Genomic DNA, 14,499 nt, shown 5'->3' with positions numbered 1-14,499 from the left:
ACGCGCGTCAGTTCGTCATCTGGTCATTCCCCGATGATCCGTCACACGATGATCCGTCGAAGTCTTGCTGTATCCTTCGTGACTTCGTGGTAACGCGTCTTCATTTCGAATTGAAGAGATTTGCCATGAGGTCACGAGGAAGAGCAAATGCACTACGGTGTCGATTTATGACTGGCCCAATGCCCGGCGCATAAGGTTGTGCGTGATTCGCTGCACTCGCTCGTCTGGACCGTGCGGACGGCTCCAGTGCGACCAAGGGAGCATATGTCCCGGTGGACTGGACAGTCCCTGGCACCAGAAGATCGTCGATGCGTTGAAGACAAAGTTGCCCTTGGGGCCGGGGTAAATTGTTGACGTCCAGTGCTGAGGAGTCGTTCCGCCCACAAGTGCTGTTCCTTCGCCAAGAACCTCCAGGCCCGGAAGGTCTGTTGGCGGCTCGCCGTGGTACTCCCAGCCGACCAGTCCCGGGATTCGGTCCCCGCGCTTCATTCCGGTGCCCGCGAAGATCCAGTGATCTGGCTGAGTGCAGATCCAGTCGCCCCCGCCGTTTACCGGTTCGACATTCCTTGCACCGATCAGATAGCCCTCGTCGGGCCCGCGATGGGGAAAGGGGCCGTTTAGTTTCTCGCGCAGTTCTGCATACGTGTATTTCCCGCCGTAGGGACCGCCTCGGAACATGATCCGATTGGCGTGGCCGTCAGAACTTGAACGCAATGGCGTTACCCAGCAGACAGCATTGCCCGAGAAGAACATCAGGTTGACGCCCTCATCGCGCATTTTCACGACGCTTTCATACTGTCGAATGTCCCAGTATTCGTCGTGACCGACACTCAGAAACGCCTTGCATTTCAAGCCGCGATCCGGTGTTAACAAATCGCTGTTGGAGCAATACGTCACATCATAGCCTTGTTGTTCCAGCCAGTAAGCCATGGGAAATTCGAAGCACAGCCATTCGCCTGATCCAAGCGACTGGGGGTTCTCATAAATCTGAGGGTACTTGGCGTATGGGCGATCAAAGCTGACGTCGGCCCAGGGGCCCTGGTTCCCCTTGGGATGCGTGTACACCGAATAGTGGTTGGGCCATTGATTGTAGGCCTGCCAGGTGTTGTCAGAACATTGAATCAAAATATCGGCGGGCCGGTCGTCGCGAACGATGAAGACGACGTAGCTTTGCCAGTACCCGTCGCGCGCCTCGCCTTCGATCAGGCTCAGTCGTCCCAGGTAGACCCCGCTGACCCAGTCTGTCGGAATGGTGATGGATGTGGCCGGGGTCCAATGACATTCATGAAGGTTCTTTTCGCCAGGCGTGGGGGTTGGCTGTTTAATCCCTGCGAATGGACCCAGCGTCGTCATCAGGCGCGCGCCGCGTCCGCCGTAGTAGCCGGTCCGAAAAATCTCGATCTTGAATGGTCGCGGCGGATCGGTCGAGACCATGATGTCGATCGAATCGCCCGCGGCGACACTTTGCTTCGAACAATAGCCTTCGATCCAAGGAGTCCGAAAACCATGTGTGGAATCGAGGCGGACGCGTGTCAGTTGCCAGTCGGTCGCGCCAGGTTGCGCATTTTCGCGGGCAATCAGTTGCCGGTCGCGCTGTCCCCCTGCAGGCGGCTGTTGTTCTGCGCCGGCAGCATACAGGGGACCGGTCAAGGCAGCTGCAGATCCGGCGGCAACCGATTTCATCCAGTCACGACGATCCATACGAACTTCCTATGGCGAGTGGCACAGAACTCATCAACGCGGTTGTTTCAGGTTTAACTTGCCATGAGCTTGCTCGACGAATGAAGCGAGTTCAACGACGTTGCGGCACGCTTAACGCCGTCTAGTTCACTGGCGGGGTGGGGGCAGGCGCAATTCGAGCCAGCACGCGGTGACTTCCCAGCAATTGTCCTTCGCACACAATTTCGAGAGCGTACACGCGTTCTTCCCAGGCAACGAGTGGCAGCCGAGGCAATGGCAATGCGACTTCAATGGTTTGCAGCGGATCGTGACATTCGATGGGAACTTCGGCGTTGAAAAGGACTTGATTGCCCCGCAGTTCGACGTACCGAACTTCGAAGACCTTGCGCCCGGTCAGTTCCGTGACACTGAAGTACGCATAGGGCGACCCCGCCTGCATCAGAGTGTGCAGCGGCTGGTTCTTGAGCCCGGGGGATCGGGTTGCGATATCGTCGCTGCTTGGCAGTGCGGATTGAGGCGAATCCAGAGAGGAACTTCCCGAGCCACGACCAAGTCCGCCCAAGGAACTTCCATCACCCGCCATCGGTCGTTGATTCGGCTCGACAGGGGGCGGATCGGGGGAGGGGTTGGGGGTAAAGAAGATGGTCGAGAACACGCCACAGATGATGTGCTTGCCCGTTGCCTGGTCACGATAGATGTGATCTGCCAGTAACAACGATTGCAGAATTGGCATGCTCACAAACGATCTCCAAACCCTCGACACAATTCGAGACGACAACATCGAGCCGCGTCGTCCGTCTCTCGACCATTTATTTGGTCCGTTCATTCGAACAGCGTAACTATCTCACCAGTGAAGAAGAAGTATTGGCGTCGAATATGATCAGGTTGAAGTCCAACTTTCGTGGTTCGAGAGTTATCAGACTGGTTGCGCCGTTGTGGTGATGGAGTCCGTATTGCCCAACCAGCAGCTGCGTTCGCGGCCTGTTGAAGTCACGGGGACTCGCTCCGCACAGATCAATAGATGTCCTGATAGCGTGGGCACCTACGGACCCGCCACCCTGATTCAACTGGCCGCTAGAGCCCAAACAACAGTCGAGACCCCAAGGCGGTCTTAAGATCAGGTTGCACGAGCGAATCCGTTTGACCGCAACGTCGCAATACGTTCTCTGCGGCAAGGTAGCCACTGCGGACGGCGCCTTCCATCGTCGCGGGCCAGCCGGTGTGGGTCCAGTCGCCAGCGAGTTGCAGGTTTGCAATCGACGTTTGCTGCACAGGACGCAAGTTGTCGATCTCTGGCACCGGTGAAAACACCGCCCGATGCTCTGTGACCTGTCTCGCGTGAAGCAATTTGGCGTCCTTTGTGGCCGGCCACACCGCCGACAGCTCATCCAGCACCTGCTGCTGGATTTGTTCTTTGGACTGCCCCGCCAGATTGCGGCTCGCGCTAATCACGATCTGATAATAGTGGGCATTTTCTAAGGGATCGGTGGAACTCGACGTTGAAGATGTGCTCGCGTCATGGGTTCGCGCAATGGCCGTGCGATTGAACACCCACTGACACAGTCGTTCCACCAGGACCGCATGTCGAAGTTCCGTAATGGGCCGATCGAACCAAAGGTGGATGCTGGCGATGGGGGCGGCTTGTAGGGAATTGACGCCACGGAATTCCGGTCGGGATGCCAGCTCTGGTGGAAGCACGGACATTACTCGGTGAAATGGCAGGGCGATGACAAGTTCGTCGGCGTTGATGAACTCCTGTGACGTCAGCCGAACCCCGGTGACGGATCGATTACTTAATTCGACGCGTTCCCCGGCAGACTGCAGGCGAATCGTCGTACCGCGTGAGGTCAGCCAGTCGACGAGTTGTCCTCCATACAAGTCCTCGAGCGGAACCGTGGGGATGTCGACGTACCAGCCATCACGATGCGCAAGAAAGGCGTCCACAAAGACCTTGCGCGCATGACGAACCGAGATTCGGTCGAGTGATTCGCTGAGTGCACTGACGAGCACGACCAGCCAGAACCGTTCGATCGCGGCATCGGTCTGGTGATGTTGGCGCAGCCATTCCGAGAACGGACGGGCTTCTTCTGCGTCGCTGACAGGTCTAGCCAGCGCCTTCAATCCACGCGCCAAGGCAAACTTGTCCTTCCACGAAAGATAGGACAAGCGCGCGAAGGCTGCGGTTAGATGGAAAGGCGCGGGCAACGCGTTGGCCGAAAATCGATCCACTTTGCCCTGGGGACCGATGAAGTAGAGTGTCGGCTCGCGATGAAAGTACTGGCTCAGGCCGGTTGTCTGGCAAAAATGACGAAAGTTGGTACAGCAGCCAAGTGTGACATGCTGACAGTTGTCGATCTCGACTCCGGTTGTGGGGTCGTGGAATGAGCTGGCGCGTCCGCCAAGTCGAGGACGCGACTCAAGCAGCGTGCAGGGAAAGCCCCGATCCGTCAATGCGACGGCGGCGGCCAATCCCGCCAGCCCACCGCCTACGATCACAATGTGACGCGGCATCGCCACTCCGAAAGGCGCTCGGTTAAGGTTTGAATCTAAATCTGCACTGGAGGAATCTGCTTTGGGGCAGATCCCAAAAGAGCCGGTGCGAACATGTTCTTCGCAACCGGCTCACGGGGATCAACTGCAAAAGGCAACGACGAAATTCTTGCCAGGCGGTACACCACAGCAACCACAGGTGGCATTTCAAATCTGAATTGACACGTTGCAAACCTTTGCGAACAGGCCATTGAGCCTGCGGGCGACGTTCACGAACCTGTCAGGGCAGCGTTTCGATACCACTTGCGTCGTCGGATCGTGAATTACGGAAGCAGATCGCGGACGGTATCACGTTCTTGCTTCAATTCGGCGATGGTCTTGTCGATCTGCGATTTGCTGAAGTCGTCGACTTGGAATCCAGGTGCCACGCGCCAGTTGGTTCCATCGCTGGTCAACGGGAACCCGGTGACCAGGCCCGCTTCGATTCCGTAGTGGTTTCCGTCCGACCAGACGGCGGCGCTGAAGCAGTCGCCGGCAGCGGTCGGCCGAATGACGCTCTTGACGGTATCGAGAGCGGCATTCGCGGCACTGGCGGCGCTCGATGCGCCACGGGCTTTGATGACAGCCGCACCGCGCTGCTGCACGGTGGTGATGAAATCTCCCTTCAACCAGGCGTGATCGGTAATCACGCTGGTGGCGGGCTTGCCGTCAATCTTCGCGTTGACGAAGTCTGGGTACTGTGTGGCCGAGTGATTGCCCCAGATGGCCACGTTGGAAATCGAAGCTGTGGGGCGTCCGGATTTCTGTGCCAACTGAGCGACGGCGCGGTTCTGGTCGAGACGCGTCATGGCGAACCAGCGATCTCGTGGGACGTCTGGTGCGTGCGACATGGCGATCAGACAGTTCGTGTTACAAGGATTGCCCACGACGACGATGCGAACGTCCTTCGCGGCAGCGGCCTGAATCGCCTTTCCAGTGCTCGTGAAAATGGGGCCGTTGATTCGAATCAAGTCGGCGCGCTCCATTCCCTGCTTACGGGGAACGCTACCGACCAGGATGACAAAGTTCACGTCGCGGAATGCGTCTTCCAGATGATCGCTGTCAAATTTCTTGACGCCAGCCAGGGTGGGGAATGCGCAGTCGTCAAGTTCCATCTGGATGCCATCGAGAGCCGCCATGACGGGCGGGACTTCGATCAGATGCAGAATGACGGGACGATGAGCACCAAAAATCTCGCCCGAAGCCAGACGAAACAACGTGGCGTATCCAATCTGTCCGGCGGCGCCGGTGACGGCAACTCGAATCGGGGCGGTGGCGGTCATCTCAAAAACACTCCTGATACTGAAATTCATCTTCGTCAGAATCGTCGGCGACATGACGAACACAAATCGCCCAACGATGCCTGGCACACGGTACTTCCGGGACGGCAACGGGAGGGTATCGACTCCCCGGCATGGCGGCAACTGACCACTTGCGATCCTTTCGCCAACGTCGGAAAGCCGAGTTTTTCGCGGGCGCAGCGTTGCGTCGCCTTCCTGCACCGTCAATGATAGAAAAACGCTCGCGCCCGTATGGTTTCTAACGCAATTCCCCCACGTTCTGCTCATTGGAATTCAGCATTGTCATCATCGTATCCCTTGTTCGTGCGGCGTGACCTGGACGGTTTTTTTGGACTGTTCGTTGACAACCTGATGCAATTGCTTCTGATCCTGACACTCTGCACGTTCTTGTGTGGCATGTCGGGTGAAAGTGCCTATCTCCTTTTTAAGCATATTCTGCCGGGCGCCGCGGTCAGCATTCTGCTCGGCAACCTGTTCTATGCGTGGCAGGCCCGCCGATTGGCGCTCAAAGAAGGCCGAGACGATGTCACGGCGTTACCCTACGGAATCAATACGCCGTCATTGCTCATTTACGTTTTTTTCGTGATGAATCCCGTCTTCACGAGGGCGCTCAGTGAAGGGCATACGGCGGATCAGGCGGCCGTTTTGGCGTGGGAAATGGGGCTGGTTGCTTGCGTCGGCAGTGGACTGACCGAATTCTTTGGCGCGTTCATCGCCGAATCGGTGCGACGACGCACTCCCCGAGCCGCCCTGTTGTCGACGCTCGCGGGAATTGCCATCGGGTACATTTCGATGGGCTTCACGATGCAGATCTTCCAGAAGCCAATCATTGCCATGATGCCGCTGGCGATTGTGTTGATTACCTATTTCGCCCAGATTCCGTTTCCCTGGCATCTGCCGGGGGGGATGATCGCCGTATTGCTCGGAACCGCGATCGCGTGGCTGATCACCGGGCTGACATCCGTCTGGCCCGATGCGCCGGCTCAACTGCAAGAGTCCACAATGAATGTCGGTGCGATCCAGGCCGCGATTCAGAAACTGGGCATCTACGTTCCCGAGTTCGTTGGTGGTCGCATCATTCGGTTGCTGGCCGATCCTTCGAAATGGATCGGTTTCTTGTCAGTGATTGTGCCGATGGGCCTCTTCAATCTGATCGGTAGCTTGCAAAACATTGAATCGGCCGAGGCGGGCGGCGACAAATTCAGCACGCGTTCGTCCTTGGCGGCAAATGGCATCGGGACCTTGTCCGCGGCATTTTTCGGAAGCTGCTTTCCGACGACCATCTACATTGGGCATCCCGGCTGGAAGGCGCTGGGGGCGCGGGCCGGGTATTCGACGATCAACGGTCTTGTGGTCACCCTGATCTGCTTGACCGGAACGGTGGAGCTGATCAATGCCGTGATTCCGATGGAATCGGGGATCGCAATTGTACTTTGGATTGGGATCATCATTACGGCGCAGGCATTTTCCGCGGTTCCTCGCGAGCACGCACCGGCAGTGGCGGTCGGTTTGTTTCCGGCCATTGCCGCCTGGGGATTTACGGTGACGCAAGGGGCCTTTTTCAAGTCGGGGGGCAAGACACTGCAAACGCTCTTCGTGGAAGATCCGCGTGCAAACGTCAGTGACTTCGTGTTGCATGGCATGATCTCGATGCAGCAGGGCTATATTTTCACCTGCATGATTCTGGCCGCGATTTCGGCGTTCTTGATCGATCGTCGGTTCACGGCGGCAGGAACCTGGTCATTGATCGGAGCCTTGTGCGCGGCGGTTGGGCTGACCCATGCATATCAGTTGAGTGGCAACGTCGTTGACTTTCTGTTCTGTATTTCGCAGCCGACCTTGGCGGATGCCCGCGTTTACCGCTCGTGGGACATGGCGATTGGTTACCTTTTGATGGCGGGCACCTTCTTCGCTTTCGGCGCTTATGCACGCCGCAAAGGGGAGCTGGAACGGATTGCCCATTAGGTGCGGCGATCAGCAATTCGTGCCGAATTCGGTCTTTTCTTTCCCTCAAGATTCTGATAGTTGTTTCAACGTCACCGAGAATAATTGCTGTTGGTATGGAACTTCATCGACGTCGGTTGATTTGTCCCATGTCACAGAATTGTGGTGCCTGACTTGGTCAGGAAGAGTTGCGAACGGAGTCGATGCTGAGCGGATGTCTGGTTGATCCGACAGCGAGCCAATGGAAGGCGACAACGTGCGGTTTCGGACGTGGTCACTCATTTTTCGGACGTTGCCCGAACCTTTCCGAAGCGTCGGGCTAGAGTTCCTCCGCACTGTTGAATGGATCGACAGTGGCGTCCGTCGTTTCTTGATTCAGCAGCGACAATCGCCAGCCTGGCTGTTTGTCACGCTGGTCGGAACTGTCAGTATCGCTCTGACTGTCCTTCTCTTCGCGTCGCTGACCGATCCGAACGTCGGTGGATTCAAGAAATCGACGGTCTCGACGGCCGCGCGAAGCGGGCGTGACGAGTTGCGTCGAAGTCACGACTGGTCGGCCCAGGATCGCTGGCGTGTCGTCCATTTTTTCGTTCCGAATCAACCAGCTCCTCATCCCAAAAACATTCAACTGGATACGCGCCTGTTTGCCGAGGAATCCGGCCCAAGACGCGGCATTGAACAACGATCTCGGCCGATTCGAGACGTCGTTGCGCAGCGCAATCGCGCAAGTCGTGACTTTGACGTGCGATTGGACCTGGGACGTCCGAAACAGGCGCAGCAAGAGATTCGCCTGGCGGCAGGGACAACCTTGGGTCTGGGGTCGAAGCTGTCTGATCGTCCCATGACACGTATTCGTTCCCGAGATCCCCGATTGCTTGTCCACGCCGCCTGGGAATTCTCGGCCGAGTGCGATCGCTATGCACATTTGGGCCGCCCCTATTATCGGCCGCTGCCGCCGAGCCTTCCAGATGTTCCCGTTGAAGAACCTGTCGCGCCCCCGATCAAGCCCGTACGTTTGCTTGCGCCGGAACTGACAATCGACGTCCAGCGGTATCGTTGGATCTCGACGGCGGGACTGTTTCCGCCGGGTTCGCATCTGGTGAGCCGGTCCGAACTGAGCGTCATGCCGTTTGACGAATCACGATTTCAAAGCGAACTCGTCTCGTACGGTCAGTCGGATTGGCAGCGAGCTCAACAACGCCCCAGTCAAGAATCGGACGAGGTCGTGCCTTATGCGGGCATCGGACTCTACAATCCCCTCCGAAACAAATTGCACACTTCGGATGAATATGATCAGTCGATTCCCTCCGCTGCGGATGTGGCTCTTCGACTGGAACTGATCGCACCGACAATGGTTGGACTAGGGCAACCGCAGAATTCCTCGTTGCGGGTCGGGAACCGCGGAACGGATTCCATTCCACGAATCGAGATCGAAGACTTTGTCACGCGTGGTCAGACGATTGTTGGAGCCGACCCCGACGCTGAAATGTCGACCCTGACCGATCCAGCCACGAACGCGACCTATGATTTCCTGCATCGCGAATTGCATCGGTTGAGACCGGGTGAGCGGCAGGAACTGGTGTTGAAATGGCTGGCGAATGAAACGCGCCATCAACCACGTCGCACGCGAATCATAGCGCATGCTGCCGTTTCGGCCGCAACCACCGTCAGTCGTCCGCCCGAGCCCGATCAACCCATGACATCCGTTCCGCCCGAAGCCGCTCCGGAAAAGCATCCCTCGCTTGCCTGTGATGTCCAGTATCTGGAACGCGTTCGGGTTGGTGATGAGGTTGAACTCGAAATCACCGTGCGGAACACGGGAGATACGGCGTTGCACGACGTCCGTGTGCGAATGGAACTGCCTAGCCAGCTCTCGCATCGCGATGGCAAGAATTTTCTGATCAACGCCGGAAATCTTCCCATTCAAGGCCGATATCAATCGGTACTTCGCGTCGCGGCCGTCGAAGTCGGTGATGCCGTCAACCAATTGCAGGTTGCGGCTGCTGAACGGATCGAAGCTCGTGGTGAAACCAAAATCACCGTCCTGGAACGTGCCAAGGAACCCGCTCCGGCGGCCATTCCACCGGTACCCGCGACCACGCCTGCTCCGGTGAAGGCGAAGCCGGTTCCCGCGGCTCCAAAACCGATCCCAACCCCGAGTGTCCCGGTCAATAATTGTTGCTGTCAACAGTTGTCGATGCTGGACATTGTGCCGGAATTCTGGAGCCCATAGCCGTTTGCGGCGGGCAGAATTGTGGTGGCAAAGCGTGACTGGGGCAATTCGTACCCTTTTCAGGCGGTAATCAGGTCGCAGATCGATTAGTCCAGATCGCGACTCCCACCATTTCAAGTCGATTCAACGACAAATGGATGCAGCGGAGAAGAGTCGCGGTCGAATCGACTTGTTTGGCGAGAATTCCTTAGCAGGGGTATACTCGGTTCCAAAGCGCACTTCTCTGATCACCTGTAGGAGAGTCACTCAATGGCACAGTTGTTTGGATCGCGGCGTCAATTCCTGGGTGCGTCCGCTGGCTTGGCACTTTCCTCTTGGCTGACACGTTCAAGCTCCGCTGGCGAAATTCGGGATTCGGCCGATGGTCGTCCGCCAGTTCGCAGTCCTCGCCAAACGTCGGGTGACGCGGTCAGTCAGCCGGATTGGGACGAACGTCTGACCATCACAGTCGGTCAGAATGCCGGTGATCTCATCGGAAACTCACATAAAGTTCTGCAGGCGGCGGTCGACTATGTGGCGTCGCTGGGCGGCGGAACCGTGAAAATATTGCCGGGAACCTACTCGTTGCGAGGGTCTGTTCGCCTGCGCTCGGGAGTCAGATTGACTGGCGCTGGTGACGACACGATTCTGACGAAACCGGCGTCGATCACGACGAAACTCGCCAACGATTCCGACTGGTTCGACCAGGAAATCACGCTGGTCGAACCAAAAGGTTTTGAGGTGGGCGACAGTGTTTGTTTAAAGACGAAAAACCCGCATACCGGCGGTGCGGAAATCCTCAAGCGGACGCTCGTCGCGCGCTCGGGAAATCGATTTAAACTGAATAAGGCGCTTCGGCAAAACTACTGGACCATCGGTGAATCCAGTTGTTCGACGGTGTTCCCACTGGTCACGGCCGATGAGTGCGACAATCTCGTCATCGAAAACCTGACGATCGATGGAAATCGAGCCAACAATGAGCTCCTTGATGGAAACTATGGTGGGTGTATTTTTCTGCAAGATGTGAATCAGGTACAGATTCGTAAGGTGACCGCTCGCCATAACAATGGTGACGGAATCAGTTGGCAGATCTGTCACGACGTGCTCGTGGAAGACTGTCACAGCCATGGCCACGCAGGGCTTGCGCTCCATCCTGGATCGGGTTCGCAGCGTCCACTAATGCGTCGAAACAAGTTGGAACAATGCCAGATTGGCCTGTTCTTCTGCTGGGGGGTGAAATACGGACTGGCCGAAGAAAACACGATCCTGGACATCAAAGGTCAGGGAATTTCCATTGGCCATCGCGACACCGATAACATCGTTCGCAAGAACGTCGTACGAAATAGCGGCGAAACGGGAATCCTGTTCCGACCCGAGCGGGGCCCCGGGTTTTGCGGACATCGAAATCTGATTGAACAGAACCAGATCGAGAACAGCGGCGGTGCGAATGGCGTGGCAATCGACGTCCAGGGCGGAACAGAACAGATCACTTTGCGTCAGAATGTGATCCGCGAAACACGCGAGGCGGCCCAGCGAATCGGCATTCGCATCGGCAACGAAGCGAAAGAAGTGACGCTGGCTGACAATTCATTCACAGGTCTGATGCAGGACGTGGTCCGTATCTAACGCGTTGTCAGAATCAAAAACACGGGTTCGGTGGCCGGAGCGGGGCGAGCGAAACTCGGAACGCCCCGAGGTTTCGGCAACGCCCCAAAACCTTGGCAACCCTGCCCCCGGAAGTTCGGGTTGCCTGATCGTTTCCACTCACCGAATCGTGAATGATGGTCTCTTGTCGAATTGACCGATTTGCTATGATAACTCTGTTTTCATCGGTGGATTCAGGGTTGAATCACCGGGCCAGCCATCGACTTTGACGAAAATCCGGCGTGCGATGGCCGGATCACATCAACTCGAATCGTCAATTCCAGTCCGTGACGCGGTTGCATTGACAGCCGAAAACGTCACTTGTGAGAAATCAGGATGCCTTTAAAAACGGAACCGCTGGAAGAACCTTCGATCAATCTGACGTCGATGCTGGACGTTGTGATGCTGCTGATCGTGTTTTTCATGGTGGGGACGAAGTTTTCGGAAGAAGAACGTCAAACCGCGATTCAGGTTCCCTCGGTCTCCGACAACCTCGCGATGTCGGGGCAGCCCAACGAAATCGTCGTTAATGTCACCGCAGATGGCAAAGTCAGTGTTCGCTCGGAAAGCCATACTCTCGATTCGCTCAAGACAATGCTCGAGGCGGCGCGCCAGACGTTTCCTGGACAGGGTGTCATCATTCGTGGTGACGGGCGCGGCAACTATCAGTACGTGATGGACGTCCTTTCCACCTGCAAATCGGCCGGAATTCGCAGCGTCTCGTTGGCGTATTCCCCGAATGCGAAAGGGATCTGATGCCAACTCGACTACTCGAGATGGTCATGTCGAGTGCGGCGAAGCTGTCGACGGGTGGCACGCTTTTGTATGTGGGATTGATTGCCTGTTCGATCTTCGCGGTCTTCTATCTGATTTCATTGTGGACAGCGCGCTATGGTGACAAACAGACTCTCTGGAAATCGCTGATCTTGTCACTGATGCTTCACGGATGTCTGGGTTTCGGTTGGGCAACGGTGGCTGAGAGTCGCCCGCGTCCGATTGGCCGCCCCGATGTGAAAGTGGACACAACTCCGATTCTGCTCGTCGACGAAATGGATTCGTCGCCCGTTCAAGGCAAGAATCCTCTCCCGATCTTTCATTCCGGCCCGGCGACGATGGACCGGAAGTTGACGCGAACGCCACGGAATATTGAACGGTTCAATGTCGACGGAATCGACGCCGAAATCGATTCGCCGCAAGTCGATCAACAACCGGAGACGGGCGAAGTCCCTCCGGAACTGCCCGACATGGCGTCCGTTCCCGTCGAAGAGTCGTCACCGGATTTGCAGGTCCCCGAAGTCACTCATTCCAAACCTGCGGCGGCAGAAAATACGTTGGCGGCCGAACAGCCCCAGTCGGAAGCTCGTCCCGAAGCGACGGCGGCAGTGACGCCGGCACGGCCGGGAGGCGGCCAACGGGCGGCGATGATTGACGCTCCCGATCAACCCAAATTGTCACGTGGAGCGTCGTCGCGGCTGACGCCACAGATTGATGACGGTGCCGATATGATGCTGCCGTCGGAAATCGTCGTCGATGCACTGCCGAAACCGCAAGGGGCGCCAAGTACCGAGGAAATCCGTCGTCCCGGCAGCCCTAATCCCAACCAGGGGCCCGTCGTGGATGCGACGGCTGGAGTGGGATCAGATTCCAATCCAAACGCCGCGGTTAGCACCGGTCCGCGTCGACCAGATCGAATTCAGCGTTCTCGATCGCGCTCCACCAATGACGGGCCCGACGAGATTGCAGTCCGTCCTTCCGCGCAACTTCCACAGTCCAATTCCAGTCCATCGTCCCCGCGCAACTCGACGGGCGAAGACCAATTGCTGACCGAGAAGAGTATTCTCGAACCGCAGGACGAGTCCTTTGCTCCCAAATTGGAACGTCCACAGCCGCGAGCCAGTTCCAAAGCACCCGTGCGAGCCCCAGAAACGTATGAGGCACGTTCGTCGACACAGCGAATGTCGAGTGCCTTGAAATACGGTGGTTCGGAAGAGTCTGAGCGTGCGGTTGAACGGAGCTTGAAATGGCTTTCCAGCGTTCAAGAGTCGAATGGACGTTGGTCCTCGTCGCGACATGGGGGCGGTTCGGTGGACAAGGACCCGCACGGACAGCCGCGGCTCGGTGGCGGCAAACACGCCGATTCGGGTGTCACGGGACTGGTGATTCTTTCCTTTCTTGGTGCGGGATATACGCACGAGAAAGGTGGCTATACGAACGAAGTGAAGCAGGCGATCGACTGGCTCATCAGCCAGCAACTGGAAAACGGCTATCTCGGGGGTGACGCCACTCAGTACGACCAGAACTATTGCCATGCGATCGCGACATTTGCGCTGGCCGAAGCCTATGCGATGCAAAAAGACGGGAATACGTTCCCTGAACTTCAGAATGCTGTCCGTCGTGGTGTCTACATGATCTCTGCCATGCAGAACGACGATGGCGGATGGCGTTATGGAAAGGGGGGAAAAAGCGACATGAGTATGTTTGGATGGCAACTGATGGCACTCAAAAGTGCTGTGAACGCGGGCATACCCGTCCCCGAAAAGACACGCAAAGGAATGGTCTCGTTTCTGGATTCGCGTGCCCGATTGAAGCATGCCGGAACGCATGGGGGATTGGCGGGATACAAAATCGACGATCGTCCGACACCGGCCATGACCGCCGAGGCCCTTTTTTGCCGGCAGATGTTCAGTCTTCGTGGTGATGACGCGACCAGCCTTGAGGCCGTGAAGTTTCTGCGAGACAACTTGCCTCGCCTGCGAGACTATGATGAGTATTACTGGTACTACGGCACGCTTGCGATGCACAATTCCGACGATGAATCGTGGAAAGAATGGAACGAATCGCTCCGAGACTTGCTGGTTTCGATGCAGCGACAAGAAGGCCAATTGGCCGGTAGTTGGGATCCGCGTGGTAAGTGGGCGGGAATCGGTGGCCGATTGTATTCGACGGCCCTCAGTACGATGTGCCTGGAAGTCTATTATCGGTACCAGTCAACATCGAAAAAAACTAACCGAACGACCCGCCAGCAATAGGCCGTCGTCGCGCGGATCATAGCCGCCCCGTCAGGCTTCTACTCATTGTCGAGATTGCAACCGATTGTGATGCAATCCTTTCGCGAGAGTGGCTCTAAATTATGTTTTGACGTGATCTTATGCCTCTGTTGTCGGTGCTCGTCTCCGGTCGCTTGGTTTC

The 14,499-nt window shown here is 56.9% G+C and carries 9 protein-coding genes; 5 read left to right on the top strand and 4 right to left on the bottom strand.

All coding sequences use genetic code 11. From position 1 onward, the window contains the following. Positions 1-165 precede the first annotated feature (165 nt). The 4 genes from OSO_RS0105390 to OSO_RS0105365 all read right to left on the bottom strand — a co-directional run bounded on the left by OSO_RS0105390 (position 166) and on the right by OSO_RS0105365 (position 5,492). Positions 166-1,701, bottom strand: coding sequence for a N,N-dimethylformamidase beta subunit family domain-containing protein (locus OSO_RS0105390; protein ID WP_010582462.1), 1,536 nt, complete (start codon positions 1,699-1,701; stop codon positions 166-168). A 121-nt stretch (positions 1,702-1,822) separates the two neighbouring features. Continuing rightward, the gene (locus OSO_RS0105385) at positions 1,823-2,413 is read right to left on the bottom strand and encodes a hypothetical protein (RefSeq protein ID WP_010582461.1); all 591 of its coding nucleotides are present in this window, start codon (positions 2,411-2,413) and stop codon (positions 1,823-1,825) included. Between the two features lie 341 nt (positions 2,414-2,754). Then, the gene (gene hpnE / locus OSO_RS42255) at positions 2,755-4,191 is read right to left on the bottom strand and encodes a hydroxysqualene dehydroxylase HpnE (protein WP_010582460.1); all 1,437 of its coding nucleotides are present in this window, start codon (positions 4,189-4,191) and stop codon (positions 2,755-2,757) included. Between the two features lie 302 nt (positions 4,192-4,493). Further along, positions 4,494-5,492 carry a malate dehydrogenase gene (locus OSO_RS0105365; protein ID WP_029246677.1) on the bottom strand — a complete coding sequence of 333 codons (999 nt, stop codon included), beginning with the start codon at positions 5,490-5,492 and terminating at the stop codon, positions 4,494-4,496. Positions 5,493-5,789: 297 nt separating this feature from the next. On the opposite strand from OSO_RS0105365, the gene OSO_RS0105360 reads away from it, so the two are divergent. The 5 genes from OSO_RS0105360 to OSO_RS0105335 all read left to right on the top strand — a co-directional run bounded on the left by OSO_RS0105360 (position 5,790) and on the right by OSO_RS0105335 (position 14,339). After that, positions 5,790-7,475, top strand: a complete 1,686-nt coding sequence (locus OSO_RS0105360; RefSeq protein WP_010582458.1) for a permease — start codon at positions 5,790-5,792, stop codon at positions 7,473-7,475. A 235-nt stretch (positions 7,476-7,710) separates the two neighbouring features. After that, positions 7,711-9,687, top strand: coding sequence for a hypothetical protein (locus OSO_RS0105355; RefSeq protein ID WP_157605048.1), 1,977 nt, complete (start codon positions 7,711-7,713; stop codon positions 9,685-9,687). A gap of 249 nt (positions 9,688-9,936) precedes the next feature. Next, positions 9,937-11,292 (top strand): right-handed parallel beta-helix repeat-containing protein, encoded by a 1,356-nt coding sequence (locus tag OSO_RS0105350; RefSeq protein WP_010582456.1) that lies wholly within the window; start codon positions 9,937-9,939, stop codon positions 11,290-11,292. A 354-nt stretch (positions 11,293-11,646) separates the two neighbouring features. Next, positions 11,647-12,066 (top strand): ExbD/TolR family protein, encoded by a 420-nt coding sequence (locus tag OSO_RS0105340; protein WP_010582455.1) that lies wholly within the window; start codon positions 11,647-11,649, stop codon positions 12,064-12,066. Beyond that, a complete protein-coding gene (locus tag OSO_RS0105335; protein ID WP_010582454.1) occupies positions 12,066-14,339 on the top strand; it encodes a prenyltransferase/squalene oxidase repeat-containing protein in 2,274 nt (757 codons plus the stop codon). The genes OSO_RS0105340 and OSO_RS0105335 overlap by 1 nt, the downstream gene beginning before the upstream one ends. Positions 14,340-14,499 lie beyond the last annotated feature (160 nt).

Origin of the sequence: Schlesneria paludicola DSM 18645 (assembly GCF_000255655.1) — a bacterium.
Classification (GTDB): domain Bacteria; phylum Planctomycetota; class Planctomycetia; order Planctomycetales; family Planctomycetaceae; genus Schlesneria; species Schlesneria paludicola.
This window is presented reverse-complemented; position numbering and strand designations above follow the sequence as displayed.

What these genes read in the sequence shown, in the direction of transcription:
- OSO_RS0105390 (WP_010582462.1), bottom strand. Translation starts at nt 1,701, where the DNA reads ATGGATCGTCGTGACTGGATGAAATCGGTTGCCGCCGGATCTGCAGCT.
- OSO_RS0105385 (WP_010582461.1), bottom strand. Translation starts at nt 2,413, where the DNA reads ATGCCAATTCTGCAATCGTTGTTACTGGCAGATCACATCTATCGTGAC.
- OSO_RS0105335 (WP_010582454.1), top strand. Translation starts at nt 12,066, where the DNA reads ATGCCAACTCGACTACTCGAGATGGTCATGTCGAGTGCGGCGAAGCTG.
- OSO_RS0105340 (WP_010582455.1), top strand. Translation starts at nt 11,647, where the DNA reads ATGCCTTTAAAAACGGAACCGCTGGAAGAACCTTCGATCAATCTGACG.
- OSO_RS0105350 (WP_010582456.1), top strand. Translation starts at nt 9,937, where the DNA reads ATGGCACAGTTGTTTGGATCGCGGCGTCAATTCCTGGGTGCGTCCGCT.
- OSO_RS0105365 (WP_029246677.1), bottom strand. Translation starts at nt 5,492, where the DNA reads ATGACCGCCACCGCCCCGATTCGAGTTGCCGTCACCGGCGCCGCCGGA.
- hpnE (WP_010582460.1), bottom strand. Translation starts at nt 4,191, where the DNA reads ATGCCGCGTCACATTGTGATCGTAGGCGGTGGGCTGGCGGGATTGGCC.